Consider the following 20,394-nt stretch of genomic DNA (forward strand, 5'->3'; position numbering starts at 1 on the left):
GCGAGGAGAAGCAACGCGGCCAGCGTGCGCCAGCGCAGGCCAGGCGGGCGTGCAGCGTTGCCACCCACATGGTGAACGTGGCCGTGGGTCCAATCTTGTGATGAAGCAAGAACTTGCATGCGCTGGGTAGCGGTCGACTGCCGTTTCTAGGCTTATCCCCCGTGGATGGCCGACACGCCGCCGTCGACCGCCAGGATCTGGCCGGTGATGTGCTTGCCGGCCCTGGACGCAAACAGCAGGGCCGCGCCCTTCAAATCGTCGTCATCGCCGATGCGGTTCAGCGGCGCGTGGGAAGCGAGTTGCTCTTCACCGATGGTCGCCATCAGGCCCTTGGTCATCTTGCTCGGGAAGAAGCCCGGCGCCAGCGCGTTGACGGTGATGCCGTACTGGCCCCACTCGCCGGCCAGCGCGCGCGTGAAGTTCACGGCCGCGCCCTTGCTGGTGTTGTAGGCAATGGTCTTCATGACGGCCGAGTTGCCGCCCAGGCCGGCGATGGAGGCCACGTTGATGATGCGGCCCGACTTGCGCGGGATCATGCTGGCCTTGGCCACCGCTTGCGCAAAGACGAAAAGGCTGCGGATGTTGAGGTCCATGACCTTGTCCCAGGCCTCGATGGGGTGTTCCTCGGCGGGTGCACCCCAGCTCGCGCCGGCGTTGTTGACGAGGATGTCGATCTGGCCGAGTCGCTCCATCGTCTCCCTGACGACGCGCTGCGCATCCTCTTCCTTGGCCGCGTCGGCCGCGATCCAGCGCGTGTCGATGCCGCGTGCCTGCAGATGGGCCGCGGCCTCTTCCAGGTCGGCTGCCTTGCGCGAGGTCAGCATGATCTTGGCGCCTGCTTCACCGAGGGCTTCGGCGATCTGCAGGCCCAGGCCACGCGAGCCGCCGGTGACGAGGGCCACCTGGCCGCTCAGGTCGAAGAGGTCTTGGACTTTGGTGCTCATGGTGTCTCCTTAGAAGTATTCAGCTTTCATTTCGCGGCACAGCGGCTCGCGGCGCGCGACGACGTCCAGCCAGGCGCCGATCTTGGGCAGTTCGTAGGCGTAGAAGTAGCGGGCAGCGGCGCGCTTGCCGTGCGCGAAGTCACTGTCGCCATGCACGCTCAGCACGACGTCCAGCCACAACCAGGCCAGCGCCGTATGGCCGAAGGCCTGCATGTAGGGTGTGGCATTGGCCAGCGCCTCCTCGGGCTCGCCGGTGCTCCAGGCCTTCTTGGTCGCGCCGCCCACTTGTGCCAACGCTGCGGCCAGCTGGTTGGCCTGCGGCGCCCAGTCGGTCTGCATCGCGCGCTCGATGGTCTGCTGCACTCGCGCGGCCAAAGCAGCGAGAGACGCCCCGCCCTGCTGCACCACCTTGCGACCCAGCAGGTCCAGCGCCTGGATGCCATGCGTCCCCTCGTGGATCATGTTCAGGCGCTGATCGCGCCAGTACTGCTCGACGGGGAAATCACGCGTGTAGCCGTAGCCGCCCAGCACCTGGATGGCCAGGGAGTTGGACTCCAGGCACCACTCGCTCGGCCAGCTCTTGGCGATGGGGATGAGCACATCCAGCAGGGCCTGCGCCTCGGCCTTGGCGTCGCCGGTATTCAGCTCATCGACGAGACGGGCACAGTACAGCTCCAGCGCCAGGCCGCCCTCGACATAGCTCTTCTGCGCCAGCAGCATGCGGCGCACATCGGCGTGTTCGATGATGGGCCGCTGCGGGCTGGCTGCGTCCTTGCCGGCCGTGGTCATGGCGCGGCCTTGCGGGCGCTGCTTGGCGTATTCCAGGCTGGCCTCATAGCCGGCATAGCCCAGCATGACGGCGCCCAGGCCGACGCCGATGCGCATCTCGTTCATCATGAAAAACATGCAGCGCAGGCCCTCGCCGGGCTTGCCGACGAGATAGCCCACCGCGCCCGCCTTGCCGCCCGGCTGGAAGCGTCCCTCGCCGAAGTTCAGCAGGCAGTTGGTCGTGCCGCGGTGGCCGAGCTTGTGGTTCAACCCGGCCAGCGCGATGTCATTGCGCTCGCCGGTCAGCTGGCCGTTCTCGCCGACCATTTGCTTGGGCACGATGAAGAGCGAGATGCCCTTGGTGCCCGGAATGAGCTTGCCGTCCGGCCCCGGGATCTTGGCCAGCACCAGGTGGACGATGTTCTCGCKCAGCTCRTGCTCGCCGCCCGAGATCCACATCTTGTTGCCGCGCAGGCGGTAGCGCGGGCCGAGGGCGTCGTTCTCGTCCTCCAGCTCGGCGCGCGTGACCACATCGGACAGCGACGAGCCCGCCTGCGGCTCCGACAGGCACATGGTGCCGAACCACTGGCCAGCCAGCAGCGTCTTGGCGAACACCTCGCGCTGGCGCTCGCTGCCGTGTTCCATCAGCAGGTTGGCATTGCAGGTCGTCAACACGCCGTAGGAGCCAGCGTGGACGTTGGCCATGCTGACGAAGGCATTGGCGGCCGTCTCGACGAGGCAGGGCAGCTGCATGCCGCCCAGCTCGTAGTCATGCGCCGCAGCCATCATGCCGGAGTCGACCAGGGCATTGACCGCCTCCAATGTCGCCGCGGGCAGGTGCACGCGCTCGCCACCTTCATCCACAACCACGCGCGGCTCCTCCGTGTCCATCAGCCTGTAGCTCGGCGCGAACTTCTCGCGGGCGATGCGCTCGCAGGTGTCGAGCACGGCGYYGAARGTCTCGCGCGAATGGTCGGCAAAGCGCTCGCGCGCGGTGAGGTCACCAGCACGCAGCCAGTCGAACAGAAGGAACTCCAGGGTGTCGCGCATGGCTGCTATCCCGTTGTGGTGACGGCCGTGGGCTCAATGCCCAGGTCGGCCATGATCAGTCGCCCGCAGCGCGGACGATGGTGCCCTGCGCCAGCGCACAGAGCTTCTCGGCGCCGCCCTTGACGGCAAAGATCTCGCAGCGACAGACCGCCTGGTTCTTGCTGACCGCGTCGGCGCTGGCGCGGGCGATCAGGCGTTCGCCAACGGCCGGACGCACATAGTTCACCTTGAACTCGCTCGTCACGACCTCGACCTGCATGGCCGTGCCGCCGGCATAGGTCAGCGCGTTGTCGGCCAGATAGCTGACGACGCCACCGTGCGCAAAACCGTGCTGCTGCAGATGCTCGGGCTTGAGCACCAACTGCAGCTCGACCTTGCCCGGGGACAGCGCCGCCAGTTCCGTGCCGAGCAGGCGGCTGAAGGCCTGCTTGGCCAGGATCTCGCGGCCCATCTGCAGGAAGACCTCCGGCGAGACGGCCATGGTCTTCAGAGCACTTCGAAGATGCCCGCCGCGCCCATGCCGCCGCCAATGCACATCGTCACGCAGACGCGCTTGGCACCGCGGCGCTTGCCTTCGATGAGGGCGTGGCCCGTCAGGCGCTGGCCCGACACGCCATAAGGGTGGCCGACAGCGATTGCGCCGCCGTTGACGTTCAGGCGGTCCATCGGGATGCCCAGCGTGTCGGCGCAGTACAGCACCTGCACGGCGAAAGCTTCGTTCAGTTCCCACAGGTCGATGTCGGCAACCGTCAGGCCGAGCTTCTTCAGCACCTTCGGGACGGCGAACACAGGACCGATACCCATCTCGTCAGGCTCGCAACCGGCCACGGCAAAGCCGAGGAAACGGCCGATGGGCTTGAGGTTGTGCGTGGACGCGTATTGCTCGCTGACCAGCGCGCAGGCGCCGGCACCGTCGCTGAACTGGCTGGCGTTGCCGGCCGAGATCAGACCGCCGGGCATGGCGGAGCGCAGGTCCTTGATGGCGTCATAGGTGGTGCCTTCGCGCAGGCCCTCATCGGCGCTGATGGTGACCTCCTTGCTCATCAGGCCCATGACCTTGTCGGCCACGCCCATGGTCGTCGTGACCGAGATCAGTTCGTCGGCGAACTTGCCGGCGGCCTGGGCGGCGCAGGCCTTCTGCTGGCTGCCGGCGCCGTACTGGTCCATGCGCTCGCGCGAGATGTTGTAGCGCTTGGCCACGTTCTCGGCAGTCTGCAGCATGTTCCAGTAGATCTCGGGCTTGAGCTTCATCAGCGCCGGGTCGACCAGCATGTGCTTGTTGGCCTCTTGCTGCACGCAGGAAATGCTCTCGACGCCGCCGGCGATGTAGACATCGCCCTCGCCGGCAATGATGCGCTGCGCGGCCATCGCAATGGTCTGCAGGCCGCTGGAACAGAAGCGGTTGATGGTGACGCCGCTCACCGTGATCGGCAGGCCGGCCTTCAGCGCGATCTGGCGCGCGATGTTGGAGCCGGTGGCGCCTTCGGGCGTGGCGCAGCCCATCAGCACGTCTTCGATGGCACCGCCATCGATGCCGGCGCGCTCGACGGCTGCCTTGACGGCGTGGCCACCCAGCGTCGCGCCATGGGTCATGTTGAACGCGCCCTTCCAGCTCTTGGCGAGCGGCGTGCGGGCAGTGGAGACGATCAGTGCGTTGCTCATGTCTTGTTCCTTGTCAGTCGCGCGCTGCGATCARGTGAAGCTCTTGCCTTCCGCCACGAGGCGGGCCAGCAGCGGGGCGGGCGTCCAGAACGCACCGTCATCCATCGGGTTCTTGGCAAAGCGCTTCATTGCCTGCACGACGTTGAAGAGGCCGAGGGTGTCGGCGTAGCACATCGGGCCACCGCGGAAGATCGGAAAGCCGTAGCCGGTCAGGTAGACCATGTCCACGTCCGACGCGCGCTGGGCAATGCCCTCTTCCAGCAGATGCGCGGCCTCGTTGACCAGGGCGAACACCAGGCGGTGCACGATCTCCTCGTCGCTGATGTCGCGCTTCTTGGCGCCGATGGCTTCGCGGTGCTTGGCGAGCATCTCGTCGACGACCGGTGACGGGATCGCGTCGCGCTTGCCAGGCAGGTAGTCGTACCAGCCAGCACCGGTCTTCTGGCCGAAGCGGCCCAGCTCACACAGGCGGTCGGCGCTCGCCGAGTACTTCATGTTGGCGCGCTCTACAGCGCGGCGCTTGCGGATCGCCCAGCCGATGTCATTGCCCGCCAGGTCACCCATGCGGAACGGACCCATCGCGAAGCCGAACTTCTCGACCGCCTTGTCGACCTGCTGCGGCGTGCAGCCTTCATCGAGCAGGAAGCCGGCCTGGCGGCTGTACTGCTCGATCATGCGGTTGCCGATGAAGCCGTCGCAGACGCCCGACACGACAGCCGTCTTCTTGATCTTCTTGCCAATGGCCATGACCGTGGCCAGCACATCCTTGGCGGTTTCCTTGCCGCGCACCACTTCCAGCAGCTTCATCACGTTGGCTGGGCTGAAGAAGTGCATGCCCACCACGTCCTGCGGGCGCTCGGTGAACGACGCGATCTTGTCGACGTCCAGCGTGGACGTGTTGGAGGCCAGGATGGCGCCAGGCTTGGCCACGGCATCCAGTTGCTTGAAGACGGCTTCCTTGACGCCGATCTCCTCGAACACCGCCTCGATGATGAGGTCGCAGTCCTTCAGGTCGCCGTAGCTCAGCGTGGTGCTCAGCAGCGCCATGCGCTGGGCGTACTTGTCTTCCTTGAGCTTGCCCTTCTTGACCTGGGACTCGTAGTTCTTCCTGATCGTCGCGACGCCGCGGTCCAGGGCTTCCTGCTTGGTCTCCAGGATGGTGACCGGGAGGCCCGCGTTCAGGAAGTTCATCGAGATGCCGCCACCCATCGTGCCGGCGCCGATGACGCCCACCTTGGCGATGGTGCGCAGCGGCGTGTCTTCGGGCACGTCGGAGATCTTGCTGGCCACGCGCTCGGCGAAGAACAGGTGGCGCAGCGCCTTGGACTCGGGCGTCAGCATCAAGGCCATGAAGCCCTCGCGCTCGGCGCGCATGCCGTCGTCGAACTTCATGTTGACGGCACTGGCCACAGTCTCCAGGCAGCGCAATGGCGCGGGGAAGTTCTTGCTCATGCCGCCCACCATGTTGCGGGCGAATTGGAAGTAGGCCTCGGCGTTGGGGTGGCGGGCTTTCAGGTCGCGCACCTTGGGCAGCGGGCGCTTCTCGGAGACTTCTTCGGCGAACTTGACGGCCGCGTCCACGACGTCGGCGTCGACGATCTTGTCGAACAGCTTCTGGCCCGGGACCATGGCCAGCATCTGCGCCTCGACCGGCTCGCCGCTGACGATCATGTTCAGCGCGGGCTCCACGCCCAGCGCGCGCGGCAGGCGCTGCGTGCCGCCGGCGCCAGGCAGCAGGCCCAGCTTCACTTCGGGCAGGGCGACCTTGGTGCCGGTCTGCGCGACGCGGTAATGGCAGCCCAGGGACAACTCCAGGCCGCCGCCCATGCAGACGCTGTGGATGGCCGCGACGACCGGCTTGCTGCAGTTCTCGACGACAGCGATCAGGCTCAGCAGGTTCGGCTCGGCCAAGGCCTTGGGGCTGCCGAACTCCTTGATGTCGGCACCGCCCGAGAAGGCCTTGCCGGCGCCGGTGATGACCAGGCTGGTGATGGCCGGATCGGCTTCGGCGCGCTCCACGCCGGCCGCAACGGCGGCGCGAGTGGCAAAACCCAGGCCGTTGACCGGCGGGTTGTCGAGCGTGATCACGGCGACGCTGCCGCGAACTTCGTAATGGGCTGTCATGGGCACGACCTCAGTTGGCGGGCCCACCGCGCCTTGCGCAGCCGACCCAGAATAGAACGACCGTTCGATTCTAGGCAGCGCCCGCCGCGCAGTCTTGTCCCGGCAGTGACAAAGGCGCGCCCGATGGGCGAGGCTTCAGTTCAGTACTGGGACTTGGGCAGGACCACGGTGTCCTTGAAGGTCTTCGCGGCCTCCTCGGGCGCGGCCGGCTGCAGCTTGGACTCGACGTAGCGGCGCGTGGCCTCGGCGGGGTCGAGCGGCGCCGGGGGAGGGGGCACCGGCCGCGGTGCGGGCCGCACTGCCAGACGCAGCTCATGGCAATCGCGCTGCAGCTGCTCCACCTGCTTGCGTGCCTGGGTGAGCTGCTGGGCGCCAAGTTGGCGGGACTGCTCCACGTGCATCACCCGCTCATGCTCGCGCTTGATTCGTTTGGCTGACCAGGCGTAGACGGCACCTCCCGCCACCAAACCGCCCACAGCAAAGCTGCCCACCAGCTGCAACAGTTGACCGTTGTCCATTTTTTCTCTCCCCTGACACCGTTGTCCGTTGGCACTGTATCGGTCTGACGGCGCAACGCCCGTCTTGCCAGGGTTTGTCACGAGTCGCCACCGCTTCGTCTCGCCCTTGGACGCCCAGCGCCCCCCGGCTAGAGTGCGGGCCATGCTGATTCCGGTCGTCTACCCACCCCGCGATCCCGCGCCGCCGCCGCAGTTTTCCCCGCCGCCGCCGCCAAAGTCGGAGGAGCCCGCGCCTCCTCCACCGCCCGAGCCGCCTTCCACGGCATCCACGACCGAGGGCGATGTGCCCTGGATGCTCTATCTGCTGCGCGTGCTGGGCCTGTGCGCCTTTCCCGTCGTCATCGTCATCGCCGGCGTCGCCGTGCTGCTCGGCCTGGAACAGGCCCGCGAAACGCTGCTGTCGCTGGAAGTGGGCAGCGCACAGACCGCCCTCCTCGTCTTCGCCTTCGGCTTGTGGCTGCTGCTGGCCTGGTATGTGAGCCGCCTGCTGCTGGACCGCCGCTTCAAGCCCGACACGCTGGGCGAGTGCATGAACCCGCGCTTTGGCGACGGCCTGCGTCGCTGGCTGCCGCGCGGGCTCATCCTCGGCGGCGGCCTGCCCATCGCGATCTTCTTCCTGGTGCAGACGCGCGAGCGCCTCATCGGCGTCGCGCTGCTGGCCGTCACGGCGGGGCTGGCCCTTTTTGTCTGGAAGCGGCGCGCCTGGCTGCTCAAGCTCGGCACGGGCTCGCGGCTGGCGCGCTGGCTCGCGCTGGATGGCCGGCGCGAGGCCATCGCGCTGCTGGAGCGTGAGGACCGCATGAGCACGCCGTCGCGCGTGCTCGTCGCGCTGGTGCTGCTGCTGCAATGGGGCGTGTTCGCCGCCCTCGTGGCCTGGCCCGAGGCCACGGCGCGCGCCATCGGCTCACCGGCCCTGGTGCTGCTGGCCATGGGCAGCTGGATCGTCTTTGGCGGCATCCTGCTGACCTATGCACCCAAGGCGTTGATACGCATGCCGCTGACGCCGTTGCCGCTGCTGCTCTTCGTGGCATTTGCCCCGCTGAACGACAACCACCGTGTGGCCGACCCTGAGCGCAGCGCTCGCAATGCCATCGCCGCCCGCCAACCGGCCGACGCCTGGGTGCAAACCTGGCTGCGCACCGTGGGCGCGGACGGCAAACGGCCGCTTGTGATCGTCGCCATGGCGGGCGGCGCTTCGCGCGCGGCGTATTGGGGCAGCGCATCGCTGGCGCGCCTGCAGGATCTCGGTGAACAACAGGGCGTCAACTTCGCCGACTCGGTCTTCGCCATCAGCGGCACGTCGGGCGGGGCCCTGGGCGCGGCCAGCTTCGTCGCCGCCGTGGACGCGCGCCGCCAGGCGCTCGACGCCGCCAATTGCACACCCTGGAAGCTGGTGCGCGACTTCACCGGCCGCGACCATCTCGCCACGCCGGTCGGTGACATGCTCTACCCCGACCTGGTGCAGCGCTTCCTGCCCCTGGCCGTCGCCGGCGCGGACCGATCTCTCGGCCTGGAGAAGGTCTGGACGCATGACTGGCCCAGGAGCCTGGCCCAGCAATGTCCGCTGCGCCCGACCGCCCATCCCAACCCCTGGGGCGAGGCGATGACGGCCTTGCACGGCCGCGCCACCGACGCCGAATGGCTGCCGCTGCTGGCCATGAACGCCACAGCCCTGTCGCGCGGCCAGCGGGTCTACCAGTCCGACTTCCTGCTGGCCGGTGGCGACGGCATCGACCTGCTCGACCCCTCGCTCGGCCTGGAGGTCGAGCGCATGACGCTGGCTCAGGCCGTGCACAACAGCGCCCGCTTCCCCTACATCAGCCCTGCCGCAGCCGTCCTCTTCAAGGAGGCGCACAGGGATGAGGAGAACGGCGATGTCGGCCGCGTCTGGGACCGTCTGGGCGATGGCGGCTACGTGGAAGCCAGCGCGACACTGCTGCTCTCCGACTTGCTGCGCGACCTCGAAGCCAGCGGGCGGCTCAAGGCCTGCAAGCCCGAGGACAACTGTGCCGCCCAAGGCGTCCTGGACCGCTCGCGGCTGCGCCTGCTGCTGCTGGTCAACAGCGCTTCGCAGGTCGACGACTGGCTGTGCCGCGACGCACCCACGGCTGCCGATGCGCAGCCGCTGGACGGGCGCCGCTACCGCGCCACGCACATGGGCCTGAACGAGGTGGTCGCGCCGGCGCAGGGCATCCTGAACAGCAACGACGCCCGCGCGCGGGACTCGGCAGTCGAGCTCATCAAGCGCATCGGCGGCTGCGGCCAGGTGGCGGAGCTGCGCATGCCTGCACTGCCGGGCCAACGCCAGCCGTCGATGAACTGGATGCTGAACTCGGCCTCGCGCGAGCTGATCGACGCGGCACTGCTGGAGAAGCTCAATGCCACCGACCCGGCCGTCGGCGCGGCGCAGGCCCAGCTGGTGGCCCATCTGCGCCAGGCCAAGGGCTGGATGCTGCAGATGAAATAGGGCCGTCACAATGCGGCCCCCATGCCCAGCTTTCTCCTGCACCTCTGCACCGCGCCGCAGCGCCGCGCACTCTGGCGCGCCCTGCTCGCCGTCCTGCTCATCGTCATCACCTGCCTGGCCCTGAGCCCGGCACCGCCCAAGACCATCACCACCGGCTGGGACAAGTCCAACCATGCCCTCGCCTTTGCCGCACTGGCCTTCAGCAGTGTCTGGGCCATGTGGCCCGTCTCGCAGCGGCCGCGGCAATGGATCTGGCTGGTGATCGCGCTGATCGGCTACGGCATTGGCATCGAGATCGCGCAGAGCTTTCTGCCACCGCGCGAGGCCGACTGGCACGACGTGGTGGCCGACAGCGTCGGCATCGCCCTGGGTCTGCTGGCGGCCTGGCCCATCACAGCCAGCGCAGCACGCCGACCGTGACGGCGGGCACGAACAGCAGCAGCAGCAACCTCAGCACGTCGCTGGCCAGGAAGGGCATGACGCCCTTGTAGGTCTCGTTCATCGGCACGTCGCGCGCCATGCCGTTGACSACATAGACGTTCAGSCCCACCGGCGGCGCCAGCATGCCRAWGCCSACSGTCATCARCACCAKGATGCCGAACCAGATCGCCTTGGGCTCGGGCGCAAGGCCGAACAGGTCCAGGCCCATGATGGTCGGGAAGATGACGGGAATSGTCAGCAGCAGCATCGACAACTCGTCCATCACKSMSCCCAGCACCACGTAAAAGGCCAGCACGCCGGCGACGATGGCCAGCGGCGGCACGGGCAGCCCGCCCACCCACTGCGCCAGATGCGCGGGCATCTGCGTCAGCGCCAAGGCCGAATTCATCATGTCGGCGCCGAGGAAGATCATGAAGACCATGGCCGTCGTCTCGGCAGTGCCCAGCAGCGCGCGCTTGAGTCCATCGCCGCGCAGCTCGCCCGACAGCAGGCCGCTGGTCAGCGTCGCCAGCGCGCCGATGGAGGCACCCTCGGTCGGGCTGAACAGGCCACCGTAGATGCCGCCAAAGACGACGACAAAGATGGCCAGCAGCGGCCATACGCCCAGCAGAGCGTGCCAGCGCTCGCTCCAGCCGTGGCGCGGCCCGGGCACGGCCAGATGGGGCCGCAGCCGGCAGGTGATGGCGATGACCGCGAGATAGCCTGCGGTTGCGATCAGGCCGGGGATGAAGGCGGCGGCGAACAGCTTGGCGATGTTCTGCTCGGTCAGGATGGCGTAGACGATCAACGGCACCGACGGCGGGATCAGAATGCCCAGCGTGCCACCCGTCGCCAGCACGGCAGTGGACAGGCGCCCGTGATAGCCCGCGGCCTTCATCTCGCCGTAGGCCACCTGGGTGATGGTGGCGCAGGTGGCCACCGAAGAGCCGCAGACCGAGCCGAAGGCGGCCGACGCCAGGATGGCCGCAAAGGCCAGGCCGCCGCGCCAGTGGCCGACCCAGGCAGATGCGGCACGGAACAGCGCCCTGGACAGCCCCCCCTGCGTGGCGAACTGGCCCATCAACAGGAAGAGCGGAATGACCGACAGCTCGTAGACGGTGAGGCGTGCGACGGCCGAGCCCTTGATCAGGTTCAGCAGCGCCGCGTCGTTGCTGAGCCAAGCGTAGCCAAGGGCGCCGGGGATGAACATGGCCGCGGCGATAGGCACGCGCAGCGCCATGAGCGCGAGCATCAAGGCGAAGATGGTGAGGCCCGTAGTCATTGGGTGATCTGGCCTTGTTGCTGAGGCCCATGCCGGGAGTTCGCCCCGGCGGGCGACCTACTTTCTGGGCGACCAGAAAGTAGGCAAAGAGTCGCCCCCGATCCGCCCGCCCCTCGCAATGCGAGGGGTTCCCTGCGGTGCGCCGCCCTTGAGGCCCCGCGCAAAACTCCCTTCGCTACGCTCCGGTCTGACAGTTGCGCGGAATCAGTTCTTGAGGCGTGCTGCGCACGCGGCCTCAAGGCCGTACGCTCCTCGGCGGGCTCAGAGGGGGAGTGAAGGAACAGCCCGCGCGAGTGGGTTGATACGTTTGGCGTTGGGAGTTCGGCTGCTGGCTGTCTCGGATTCCCCCTTCTAAACCGCCGAGCATCACAGGGCATCGAGGCGCGCGCCTTGGCGCGCTTCAACAACTGACTCCGCGCAACTGTTTGACCAGAGCGTAGCGGCGGGAGTTTTGCGCGGGCCTCGATGACCGAGAAGCGCAGGGTACCCAGCCGCTTGCGGATGGGCGGTTTTGCAGGGGCGGCTTCTTTGCTTACTTTCTTGGGCGCCCAAGAAAGTGAGTCGCCCGCCGGGGCGAACTCCCGGCTGGGCCTGGCCATCAAGCTTCACCTCGCTGAACAGCTTGCACCACCGCAATCACCGCCGTCAGTGCCAAGCCTGGCGCCAGGATGGCGTAGGCCCACCACATAGGCAGGCCCAGGATCATGGTCTGCTCACCGGCCTCGTCCACCGCCGCCGCGCCCATGCCGGTGCGCCAGGCCAGCAACCCCAGCATGACGGCCAGCAGCAGCGCGCCGAAGCGGTCCAGCGCGCCATTGACGCGCTCGGGTGCAGCCTGGGTGAAGAAGTCCACGATGATGTTGCCGCGCCGCAGCTGGCACCAGGGCAGGCACAGCGCGATCGCCAGCGCGATGCCGATCTGGCTCAGTTCCACATCACCACGCACGGGGCTGGCGAACAGGTTGCGGCCGATGACGCTCCACAGCGTCATGCCGGCGACGAGCAGCGCGCAGACGCCGCCCAGCAGCGCAAATACTGCCGCCAGCTTCTCAAGCCATTTCACTTCTTGTACTTGGCCAGCAGCGCCTGCGCTTCGCTCAGCATCTGCTTGCCGGGCAGGCCACGCTTGTCCATGTCGGCGGCCCAATCGTCGTAGAGCGGATGGCTGGCCTTGATCCAGTTGTCCACCTCGGCGGCGGGCACCGTGTAGAAGACATTGCCGCGGTCCACCGCCGGCTTGCGGCCAGGCGCCTGGCTGGCATCCCAGGTGCGGCCGGCGGCCTGTGACAGGGCGGCGCCGGAGTTCCTGTCGATGACGGCCTTCAGGTCGGCCGGCAGGCTGTCGTATTTGGCCGGGTTCATCGCCAGGATGAAGACCGCGCTGTACAGCGCCGGCCGGCTCGGGTCGGTCTCGGTGTGGTACTTGACCATCTCGTGCAGCTTGACCGAGGGGATGACCTCCCAGGGCAGCGCAAAGCCGTCGATGGTGCCCTTGCTGACCGCATCGGCCACGGCCGGCAGCGGCATGCCGACCGGTGAGGCACCCAGGCTGCTGAGCAGCTTGTTGGTCTGGCGCGTCGGTGCGCGCAACTTCAGGCCCTTGAAGTCGGCCAGCGTCTTGATCTGGCGCTCGCGGGTGTGCAGATAGCCCTCGTCGTGCGTCGCGAACATCAGCGGCTTGACCGCGGCAAACTCCTTGACGGCGTACTTGCCATAGAAGTCCCAGGCTGCGCGCGACGCCGCCTCGGCGGAATTCGTCATGAAGGGCAGCTCGAACACCTCCATGATGGGAAAGCGCCCGGCCGTGTAGCCCGGTAGCGTGAAGGCGATGTCGACGACACCGTCCTTGACCTGGTCGATCAACTGGGCCGGCGTGCCGCCGAGCTGCATGGCCGGGTAGACCTGGCATTTCAGGCGGTTGCCGGAGTCTGCCGCGATCTTGTCGCACCAGGGCGCCAGGATCTGTGTCGGCGGCATGGCGCCGGGCGGCCAGAAGTGATGCACCTTGAGCGTGATCGGCTCGTTGGCCTGCACCGCGGTCGCGGCCAGCAGGGCGGCGATGAAGGCGATTGCTTTCATGCCCGGTCTCCTTGTTGTATGGCGGCGATCCTAGGGGAATTGGCTCTGCTGACATCCCCGCACCCACCCTAGGGGGGGTGTCCTACAGCCAAAGACCCTGCACTGACATACCGTTGGCAGCAGTTTGCGATACGGTGCCACCCATGTTGACCGAGCTGCTCCGCGCCACCCGAGCCCATTCGCTCGCCCTTGCCGCGCCCCTGTCGGACGAGGACGCCCAGCTGCAGTCCATGGCCGACGCCAGCCCTACCAAATGGCATCTGGCCCACACGACCTGGTTCTTCGAGACCCTGGTGCTGTTGCCACATCTGCCGGACTACTGCGTCTTCGACGAGCGCTGGCCGCGCCTCTTCAATTCCTATTACGAGAGCCTGGGCCCGCGTCATGCGCGCCCGCAACGCGGCCTGCTGAGCCGGCCCAGCCTGGACGAGGTCAAGGCCTACCGCCGCCATGTGGACGCCGCCCTGGCCGACCTGCTGCCACATGCTGGCGACGATGCCCGCCGGCTGATCGAACTGGGCTGCCACCACGAGCAGCAGCACCAGGAGCTGCTGCTGACCGACATCCTGCACGCCTTTTCCTGCAACCCACTGCTGCCGGCCTACGACGTGTCAACACCGCTCAAGGCCGTCGCCCCCGATCAGGCCTGGCTGAAGCACGCTGGCGGCATCGTCGACATCGGCCATGGCGGCAGCGGCTTTGCCTTCGACAACGAAGGCCCGCGCCACCAGGCCCTGCTCGCGCCTTTCGAGATCAGCAACCGCCTCGTCACCTGCGGTGAGTACGAAGACTTCATCGACGCGGGCGGCTACCGCGAGCCGCTGCTGTGGCTGTCCGATGGCTGGGCCACCGTGCAGGCCCAGGGCTGGCAGCGGCCGGCCTACTGGCTGGAGGACGGCAGTGTGTTCGGCCTGCATGGCGTGCAGCCGCTGAATGCCGACGCGCCTGTCATGCAGCTCAGCTTCTACGAGGCTTGCGCTTTTGCTGAATGGGCTGGCGCGCGGCTGCCGACCGAGTTCGAGTGGGAGGCGGCATGCGGATTGCCGGGCTTCGCGCTGGCCGCCGATCAGGCCTGGCAGTGGACTCGCTCCAGCTACGCGCCCTACCCCGGCTTCAAACCCGCGGCGGGCGCGGTTGGTGAATACAACGGCAAGTTCATGGTGGGGCAGCAGGTATTGAGAGGCGGCAGCCTCGCGACCCCGCTGGGCCACGCACGACCGAGTTACCGCAATTTTTTCCCGCCGGCCGCGCGCTGGCAGTTCAGTGGAGTGAGGCTCGCAAGATGAAACCAGGAATTGAATGGCGCCAGCCCCGCGCTTCGGCCGACAACGAGCAGTTCGCCGCCGACCTGCACGCAGCGCTGGGCCGCGCGCCCAAGGCGATCTCGCCCAAGTACTTCTACGACGAGGCCGGCTCCAAGTTGTTCGAGCAGATCTGCGAGCTGCCCGAGTACTACCCGACGCGCACCGAACTGTCACTGCTGCAGACGCATGCGGACGACATGGCCGCGCAGATGGGCAGCCAGGTGCAGCTCGTCGAATACGGTGCCGGCGCTCTGCGCAAGGTGCGCCTGCTGCTGGACGCCATCCCGCGCGACAGCGTGCAGTTCGTGCCGGTGGACATCTCGGGCCCGCACCTGCTGGCGGCCTGTGACGGCCTCGCGGGCGACTACCCGGGCCTGGCCGTCCAGCCGCTGGTGGCTGACTTCACGCGCCCGCACACGCTGCCGCCCTGCCCCGAGGGCAGCCGCCGTGTCGGCTTCTTCCCTGGCTCCAGCATTGGCAATTTCACGCCGAGCGAGGCGGACGCCTTCCTGCGTCTGGCCGCGGGCGAACTGGCCGGCGGTGGCCTGTTGATCGGCATCGATCTCGTGAAGGACCACGGCACGTTGCATGCGGCCTACAACGATGCGGCCGGCGTCACTGCAGCCTTCAACATGAACCTGCTGCACCGCGCCCGGCAGGAACTGGGCGCCGAGTTCCCACCGGACGGCTTCGAGCACCTAGCCTTCTACAACCCGGCCTACCGACGCATCGAGATGCATCTGCGTGCGACGCGGCCGCTGGAGCTGAGCTTGGGTGGGGAGGTCTACACCTTCCACGAGGGCGAGACGCTACACACCGAGCATTCGCACAAATACACGGTTTCGGGCTTCCAGTCCCTGGCCGAGCGCGCGGGTTTCAAGCCAGGCAAGGTGTGGACGGATGAGAACGGGTGGTTTGCGGTGCTGTGGCTGGAGGCAGAGAGCAGCAAATAGGCCAGCGCTATGCGCGCCTCCCACCAAAACCCGGGCGCTTGCTGTCGTGCTTGACGACGATGATCCTGACCTCGTCCGCGATCACGCGATAGACAACGGTGTATGGAAAGACGCTCATGGCGAAACCGCGTCGGCCATTTGAGCGTGGCGAGCCGATGTCGGGATGCTCAAGGAGCAGGGCAGCAAGCCGTTTGAACTCTGCAACAAAACGGGCTGCCACGATGGGCGAGCCCTCACGCTCGTAGAAGGCGGCGGCTTCGTGGACGTCTTGCTCTGCGGCCGGATGCAGTGTGACCTTCATCCGGGAAAGCGGGCTTCCAGTCTGGCGACGGCCACATCGACGGGCACGGCGTTGGCGGTGCCGACTTCAAGCTCTTGCTCGCGTTCGTCGGCCAGCTTGTCCCAAGCAGCCTCAACGCCAGCGTCCACGTCCAGGCTGGCGATCAATCGATCCAGCAACTTCGCGCGATCGGCTGGCGATAGTCGCAGTACTTCTGCTTGAAGGGTTTCGAGAGCGGTCGTCATGAGCATCCCTGGGGCCCGAAGCTTGGGCAGTTCGGGTAGCTTGCCACAACTCCGTTCGGGCACTGCGAACCCGAACGATGCATGATGCGGTCGGCGATGCGGTTCACTGCGTTCACCCCTACTGGAGCCCGGCGATATAGCGTTCTGCCGCGTCAGAACACGGAATCGATTGGCAGCGATCTCAGATCGCCAACCTCTCCCGCACCCCATCCGCCGGCATGTCCTTGCCCCGCCCCCGCATGACGATCTCGCCGCGCTGCATCAGCAAATACTGGTCGGCCAGCTCTTCGGCGAAGTCGTAGAACTGCTCGACGAGCACGACCGACAGGCCCTTGTCGTGGGCCAAGTGCTTGATGACGCGGCCGATGTCCTGGATGACGTTGGGCTGGATGCCTTCGGTCGGTTCGTCCAGCAGCAACACCTTGGGGCCGGGCGCGAGCGCGCGGGCGATGGCGAGCTGCTGTTGCTGGCCGCCGGACAGGTCGCCGCCGCGGCGTGAGCGCATCTTGTCGAGCACGGGGAACAGCTCGAACAGCTCCTTGGGCAGTGGCGTGCCGGCGGGCTGGCTGGAGAGGCCCATTTGCAGGTTCTCCATGACCGTGAGCCGGCCGAAGATTTCCCGGCCCTGCGGCACGTAGCCCAGGCCGGCGCGAACGCGCTGGTGCGTCTTCAGCTTGTTGATTGCCTCGCCGTCCAGCGTGATGCTGCCGGACGTGACAGGCACGACCCCCATCAAGCTCTTCAGCAGCGTCGTCTTGCCGACACCGTTGCGACCCAGCACGACCGTGATTTCACCGGGCTTCAGGTCGAAGCTCAGGCCGCGCAGGATGTGAGAACCGCCGTAGTGCTTGTGCAGGTCCTGCACTTTCAAGATGTCATCTGCCAAGGTACACCTCGATCACCTTCTCGTCGGACTGCACGGCGGCCATGGTGCCTTCGGCCAAGGTCTTGCCTTCATGTAAAACCGTGACCGTGCGATGCGCGCCGGCCAGCGTGCCGACGAAGTTCATGTCGTGCTCGACCACGACGAGGGAATGCTTGCCCTCCAGGCTCAGGAACAGCTCGGCGGTGCGCTCGGTCTCCTCGTCGGTCATGCCCGCCACGGGCTCGTCGAGCAGCAGCAGCTTGGGGTCTTGCGCTAGCAGCATGCCGATCTCCAGCCACTGCTTCTGACCGTGGCTCAGCAGGCCGGCGACGCGTTCACGCTCGTCGGCGAGATGAACCGTCTTCAACAGCTCATCCAGGCGATCACGCTGTTCGCCATTCAGCTTGGCGCGCATTGCAAAGCGCGCACGGCGATCACCGGCGAGAGCCAGCTCCAGGTTCTCGGCCACGGTCAGCGCCTCGAACACCGTCGGCTTCTGGAACTTGCGGCCGATGCCCGCGCGGGCGATCTGCTGCTCGCTCATCAAGCGCAGGTTCAGGTTGCTGCCGAAGAAGATGCGCCCGCTGTCGGGCCGCGTCTTGCCGGTCAGGCAGTCCATCGTCGTCGTCTTGCCAGCACCGTTCGGACCGATGACGCAGCGCAGTTCGCCCACGCCCACCGTGAACGACAAGCCGCCCAGCGCCTGGAAGCCATCGAAGGCGACCTTCAGCTCTTCGACGTAGAGCGCAACACCTTGGTTGAAAACAGGCTCGCCAGACGTGGCGAAGCGGGTAATGGCACGGGAGCGAGCCTCAGCGCCCGCCTCAAGAAGTTCTGGTGTCATTTCTTGAACCTCTTCGCCAGCCCCATCAAGCCTTGCGGCAGGAACAGCGTCACCGCGATGAAGAGCCCGCCGAGGATATAGAGCCAGCCCTCCGGCCACCAGGCCGTGAAGACCGATTTCGTCCCATTGACGAAGAAGGCACCGAGCACCGGTCCGATCAGCGTGCCGCGCCCGCCGACCGCTGCCCAGATGGCCATCTCGATACTGGCCGCCGGGCTCATCTCGCCGGGGTTGATGATGCCGACCTGGGGCACGTAGAGGATGCCGGCCAGCGCGCACATGACGGCCGAGATCACGTAGGCGCTGAGCTTGAAGGCGACGGGGTCATAGCCGAGGAAGCGCACGCGACCCTCGGCGTCGCGGATGGCTTGCAGGATGCGGCCCCAGCGGCTTTTTGTCAGTGCCCGGGCGATCAGGTAGCAAGTAATCAGCGCCAGGCCGCTGGCGATGCACAGACCGACTTTCATGCCCGGCGTGTTCAGCGGCATGCCGGCGATGCGCTTGAAATCGGTGAAGCCGTTGTTGCCGCCAAAGCCCGTCTCATTGCGGAAGAACAGCAGCATGGCCGCCACCGTCAGCGCCTGCGTGATGATGGAGAAGTACACACCCTGGATGCGCGAGCGGAAGGCGAAGTAGCCGAACACCGCCGCCAGCAGGCCGGGCACGGCCAACGCCAGGAAGATCTGCCCCGCCAGCGAATCGCTGAGCGCCCAGTGCCAGGGCAGTTCCTTCCAGTTCAGGAAGACCATGAAGTCCGGCAGGTCCGACTGGTACTGGCCTTCACGGCCGATCTGGCGCATCAGGTACATGCCCATGCCATAGCCACCCAGGGCAAAGAAGAGCCCATGGCCCAGCGACAGGATGCCGCCGAAACCCCAGATGAGGTCCAAGGCCAGGGCACAAATGGCAAAGCAAAGAAACTTGCCGAGCAGGCCCACGTAGAACTCGCTCAAGTGCAGCGCGTGGCCGGGCGGGAAAGCGAGGTGCAGCAAGGGCACGAACAGCAGCACGAGGGCCACCGCGATGAGCAACGTCTTCTTCATTCGACCGACCTGCCCTTCAATGCGAACAGGCCTTGCGGCTTTTTCTGGATGACGAGCACCAGCAACATGAGCAGCGCGATCTTGGCGAGCACAGCGCCCTGCCAGCCCTCCAGCAGCTTGGACAGCACCCCAAGGCCCAGGCCCGCGTAAACGGTGCCGGCAAGCTGGCCGACGCCGCCGAGCACGACGACCATGAAGGCGTCGACGATGTAGCTCTGGCCGAGGTCAGGGCCGACATTGCCGATCTGGCTCAGTGCGCAGCCGGCCAGGCCCGCGATGCCGGAGCCGAGCGCGAAGGCCATGGTGTCAACCTTGGCGGTGTTGACGCCCACGCAGGCCGCCATGCGGCGGTTCTGCGTGACGCCACGCACCATCAGGCCCAAACGCGTCTTGGCCAGCAGCAAAGCCATGCCGACCAGCACCAGCGCTGCAAATCCAAGAATGGCCAGGCGGTTGTAGGGCAGCGTCAGGTTGGGCAGCAGTGCCCAGCCGCCGGACAGCCAGGTGGGGTTCTCGACTGCCACGTTCTGCGCGCCGAACAACGTGCGCACGGCCTGCATCAGCACGAGCGAGATGCCCCAGGTCGCCAGCAGCGTCTCCAGCGGCCGGCCGTAGAGCCAGCGGATGACTGTGCGTTCCATCGCTGCGCCGACCAGGGCCGCGACGATGAAGCTGGCGGGCAGCGCCAGCCACAGGTAGTAATCGAAGGCGGCGGGCAGCCAGGCGCGAAAGCCCTGCTGCACGCAATAGGTGGCGTAGGCGCCCACCATCAGCAGCTCGCCGTGCGCCATGTTGATGACGCCCATCAGGCCGTAGGTGATGGCCAGGCCGAGCGCCACCAGCAGCAGCACCGAGCCCAGGCTCAGGCCCGAGAACAGCAGCTGCGCGCGCTCGCCCCAGGCCAGGCGGTCGCCGATGGCGTCGATGGCGCTCTTCATCGCGGCCTTGGTGGAGGCATCGGTCTCGCTGCCGATGCGATCCAGCAGCAGGGCCCGCGTCGTCGGGTCGGCGCTGCCGGCCAGCTCGACGGCGGCGGCACGGCGCTGTGCGGCGTCCGTTGACGACAGCTTGGCGCCGGCTACCAGCGCGCCCAATTGGCTGCGCAGGCCCGCGTCCGTCTCGGCCGCCAGCGCACGCTCGTAGAGCGGCAGCTTGGCGGCGCTGGCATCCTCACGCAGCGTCGCCAGCGCTTTGGCTCGCACGCCGCGGTCCTTGGACAGCAGGGCCAGCCCGGCCAGCGCCGAGTCGATCTCGCGGCGCAGGCGGTTGTTCAGCATCGGCTCCTCGCCGTCGGGCGGCGCGGCGCCCTCGGCGGCCACGACCGCCTTGCCCTCGCGCAGCCGCACTCGGCCGTCGAGCAGTGCGTGCAGGTAGTCCGCCAGCGCCGGGTCAGCCTGGGCCACGGCCTCGTTGAGGGCGGCGACACGCTCGTCACCCTCACCCGCAGCGATGCGGGTGAGCAGCTCGGGTGGCAACGCAGCCCAGGCTTGAAGGCCACACAGCGCCAGCAGCCAACCGAAAAGAAGTCGCTTGATCATGAAGGCCC

General features: G+C 67.1%; 19 protein-coding genes. 4 read left to right on the forward strand and 15 right to left on the reverse strand.

The features are described from left to right. Positions 1-152: 152 nt before the first annotated feature. From ACXJKM_RS16045 to ACXJKM_RS16070, 6 genes are all read right to left on the reverse strand, one after another. Complete coding sequence (locus ACXJKM_RS16045; RefSeq protein ID WP_457353624.1) at positions 153-944, reverse strand: SDR family oxidoreductase; 792 nt, start codon at positions 942-944, stop codon at positions 153-155. 9 nt (positions 945-953) lie between these two features. Continuing rightward, on the reverse strand, positions 954-2,762 hold the full coding sequence (locus ACXJKM_RS16050) for an acyl-CoA dehydrogenase (protein ID WP_457353626.1): 1,809 nt from the start codon (positions 2,760-2,762) through the stop codon (positions 954-956). A 55-nt stretch (positions 2,763-2,817) separates the two neighbouring features. Then, positions 2,818-3,243: a PaaI family thioesterase gene (locus ACXJKM_RS16055; RefSeq protein ID WP_457353628.1), complete on the reverse strand. Its 426-nt coding sequence runs from the start codon at positions 3,241-3,243 to the stop codon at positions 2,818-2,820. A 5-nt stretch (positions 3,244-3,248) separates the two neighbouring features. Next, the gene (locus tag ACXJKM_RS16060) at positions 3,249-4,424 is read right to left on the reverse strand and encodes an acetyl-CoA C-acyltransferase (RefSeq protein ID WP_457320339.1); all 1,176 of its coding nucleotides are present in this window, start codon (positions 4,422-4,424) and stop codon (positions 3,249-3,251) included. Between the two features lie 30 nt (positions 4,425-4,454). Continuing rightward, the gene (locus tag ACXJKM_RS16065) at positions 4,455-6,548 is read right to left on the reverse strand and encodes a 3-hydroxyacyl-CoA dehydrogenase NAD-binding domain-containing protein (RefSeq protein ID WP_457353630.1); all 2,094 of its coding nucleotides are present in this window, start codon (positions 6,546-6,548) and stop codon (positions 4,455-4,457) included. Positions 6,549-6,688: 140 nt separating this feature from the next. Then, the gene (locus ACXJKM_RS16070; RefSeq protein ID WP_457353632.1) at positions 6,689-7,066 is read right to left on the reverse strand and encodes a hypothetical protein; all 378 of its coding nucleotides are present in this window, start codon (positions 7,064-7,066) and stop codon (positions 6,689-6,691) included. A 142-nt stretch (positions 7,067-7,208) separates the two neighbouring features. Between ACXJKM_RS16070 and ACXJKM_RS16075 the strand changes: the two genes are divergently transcribed. Both ACXJKM_RS16075 and ACXJKM_RS16080 read left to right on the forward strand, forming a co-directional pair. After that, positions 7,209-9,533 (forward strand): hypothetical protein, encoded by a 2,325-nt coding sequence (locus ACXJKM_RS16075; RefSeq protein ID WP_457353634.1) that lies wholly within the window; start codon positions 7,209-7,211, stop codon positions 9,531-9,533. A gap of 21 nt (positions 9,534-9,554) precedes the next feature. Further along, on the forward strand, positions 9,555-9,953 hold the full coding sequence (locus tag ACXJKM_RS16080) for a VanZ family protein (protein ID WP_457323566.1): 399 nt from the start codon (positions 9,555-9,557) through the stop codon (positions 9,951-9,953). Here the strand turns inward: ACXJKM_RS16080 and ACXJKM_RS16085 are convergent. From ACXJKM_RS16085 to ACXJKM_RS16095, 3 genes are all read right to left on the reverse strand, one after another. Beyond that, a complete protein-coding gene (locus ACXJKM_RS16085) occupies positions 9,925-11,235 on the reverse strand; it encodes a TRAP transporter large permease (RefSeq protein ID WP_457353635.1) in 1,311 nt (436 codons plus the stop codon). The genes ACXJKM_RS16080 and ACXJKM_RS16085 overlap by 29 nt on opposite strands. A 598-nt stretch (positions 11,236-11,833) precedes the next feature. Next, the gene (locus tag ACXJKM_RS16090; RefSeq protein ID WP_457353637.1) at positions 11,834-12,298 is read right to left on the reverse strand and encodes a TRAP transporter small permease; all 465 of its coding nucleotides are present in this window, start codon (positions 12,296-12,298) and stop codon (positions 11,834-11,836) included. Next, positions 12,295-13,314 (reverse strand): TRAP transporter substrate-binding protein, encoded by a 1,020-nt coding sequence (locus tag ACXJKM_RS16095; protein ID WP_457323569.1) that lies wholly within the window; start codon positions 13,312-13,314, stop codon positions 12,295-12,297. The genes ACXJKM_RS16090 and ACXJKM_RS16095 overlap by 4 nt, the downstream gene beginning before the upstream one ends. A gap of 143 nt (positions 13,315-13,457) precedes the next feature. Here ACXJKM_RS16095 and egtB point away from each other — a divergent pair, with 143 nt between their 5' ends. Together egtB and egtD are read left to right on the forward strand one after the other, a co-directional pair. Beyond that, entirely contained in the window at positions 13,458-14,600 is a 1,143-nt protein-coding gene (egtB, locus tag ACXJKM_RS16100; RefSeq protein ID WP_457353639.1) for an ergothioneine biosynthesis protein EgtB, read from the forward strand. Next, positions 14,597-15,571 carry an L-histidine N(alpha)-methyltransferase gene (gene egtD, locus ACXJKM_RS16105; protein WP_457353640.1) on the forward strand — a complete coding sequence of 325 codons (975 nt, stop codon included), beginning with the start codon at positions 14,597-14,599 and terminating at the stop codon, positions 15,569-15,571. Before egtB ends, egtD begins: the two co-directional genes overlap by 4 nt. A gap of 7 nt (positions 15,572-15,578) precedes the next feature. On the opposite strand, the gene ACXJKM_RS16110 is transcribed toward egtD, so the two are convergent. The 6 genes from ACXJKM_RS16110 to urtB all read right to left on the reverse strand — a co-directional run bounded on the left by ACXJKM_RS16110 (position 15,579) and on the right by urtB (position 20,386). Next, entirely contained in the window at positions 15,579-15,872 is a 294-nt protein-coding gene (locus ACXJKM_RS16110) for a type II toxin-antitoxin system RelE/ParE family toxin (RefSeq protein WP_056203768.1), read from the reverse strand. Next, positions 15,869-16,096 (reverse strand): addiction module protein, encoded by a 228-nt coding sequence (locus tag ACXJKM_RS16115; RefSeq protein ID WP_056204477.1) that lies wholly within the window; start codon positions 16,094-16,096, stop codon positions 15,869-15,871. Before ACXJKM_RS16115 ends, ACXJKM_RS16110 begins: the two co-directional genes overlap by 4 nt. Before the next feature lie 181 nt (positions 16,097-16,277). Further along, the gene (gene urtE, locus ACXJKM_RS16120; RefSeq protein ID WP_457353888.1) at positions 16,278-16,970 is read right to left on the reverse strand and encodes an urea ABC transporter ATP-binding subunit UrtE; all 693 of its coding nucleotides are present in this window, start codon (positions 16,968-16,970) and stop codon (positions 16,278-16,280) included. Position 16,971: 1 nt separating this feature from the next. Further along, positions 16,972-17,805, reverse strand: a complete 834-nt coding sequence (gene urtD / locus ACXJKM_RS16125; RefSeq protein ID WP_457353642.1) for an urea ABC transporter ATP-binding protein UrtD — start codon at positions 17,803-17,805, stop codon at positions 16,972-16,974. Next, positions 17,802-18,848: an urea ABC transporter permease subunit UrtC gene (urtC, locus tag ACXJKM_RS16130; RefSeq protein WP_056203775.1), complete on the reverse strand. Its 1,047-nt coding sequence runs from the start codon at positions 18,846-18,848 to the stop codon at positions 17,802-17,804. The genes urtD and urtC overlap by 4 nt, the downstream gene beginning before the upstream one ends. Further along, complete coding sequence (urtB, locus tag ACXJKM_RS16135; RefSeq protein WP_457353644.1) at positions 18,845-20,386, reverse strand: urea ABC transporter permease subunit UrtB; 1,542 nt, start codon at positions 20,384-20,386, stop codon at positions 18,845-18,847. The genes urtC and urtB overlap by 4 nt, the downstream gene beginning before the upstream one ends. Positions 20,387-20,394 lie beyond the last annotated feature (8 nt).

Source organism: Roseateles sp. P5_D6 (assembly GCF_054049415.1).

Excerpts from the sequence above, each read along its gene's own strand:
- ACXJKM_RS16045 (WP_457353624.1), bottom strand. The coding sequence starts at position 944 with ATGAGCACCAAAGTCCAAGACCTCTTCGACCTGAGCGGCCAGGTGGCC.
- ACXJKM_RS16055 (WP_457353628.1), bottom strand. The coding sequence starts at position 3,243 with ATGGCCGTCTCGCCGGAGGTCTTCCTGCAGATGGGCCGCGAGATCCTG.
- urtB (WP_457353644.1), bottom strand. The coding sequence starts at position 20,386 with ATGATCAAGCGACTTCTTTTCGGTTGGCTGCTGGCGCTGTGTGGCCTT.
- ACXJKM_RS16060 (WP_457320339.1), bottom strand. The coding sequence starts at position 4,424 with ATGAGCAACGCACTGATCGTCTCCACTGCCCGCACGCCGCTCGCCAAG.
- urtD (WP_457353642.1), bottom strand. The coding sequence starts at position 17,805 with ATGACACCAGAACTTCTTGAGGCGGGCGCTGAGGCTCGCTCCCGTGCC.
- egtD (WP_457353640.1), top strand. The coding sequence starts at position 14,597 with ATGAAACCAGGAATTGAATGGCGCCAGCCCCGCGCTTCGGCCGACAAC.
- ACXJKM_RS16080 (WP_457323566.1), top strand. The coding sequence starts at position 9,555 with ATGCCCAGCTTTCTCCTGCACCTCTGCACCGCGCCGCAGCGCCGCGCA.
- ACXJKM_RS16110 (WP_056203768.1), bottom strand. The coding sequence starts at position 15,872 with ATGAAGGTCACACTGCATCCGGCCGCAGAGCAAGACGTCCACGAAGCC.
- egtB (WP_457353639.1), top strand. The coding sequence starts at position 13,458 with ATGTTGACCGAGCTGCTCCGCGCCACCCGAGCCCATTCGCTCGCCCTT.
- ACXJKM_RS16115 (WP_056204477.1), bottom strand. The coding sequence starts at position 16,096 with ATGACGACCGCTCTCGAAACCCTTCAAGCAGAAGTACTGCGACTATCG.
- urtC (WP_056203775.1), bottom strand. The coding sequence starts at position 18,848 with ATGAAGAAGACGTTGCTCATCGCGGTGGCCCTCGTGCTGCTGTTCGTG.
- ACXJKM_RS16070 (WP_457353632.1), bottom strand. The coding sequence starts at position 7,066 with ATGGACAACGGTCAACTGTTGCAGCTGGTGGGCAGCTTTGCTGTGGGC.
- ACXJKM_RS16075 (WP_457353634.1), top strand. The coding sequence starts at position 7,209 with ATGCTGATTCCGGTCGTCTACCCACCCCGCGATCCCGCGCCGCCGCCG.
- ACXJKM_RS16095 (WP_457323569.1), bottom strand. The coding sequence starts at position 13,314 with ATGAAAGCAATCGCCTTCATCGCCGCCCTGCTGGCCGCGACCGCGGTG.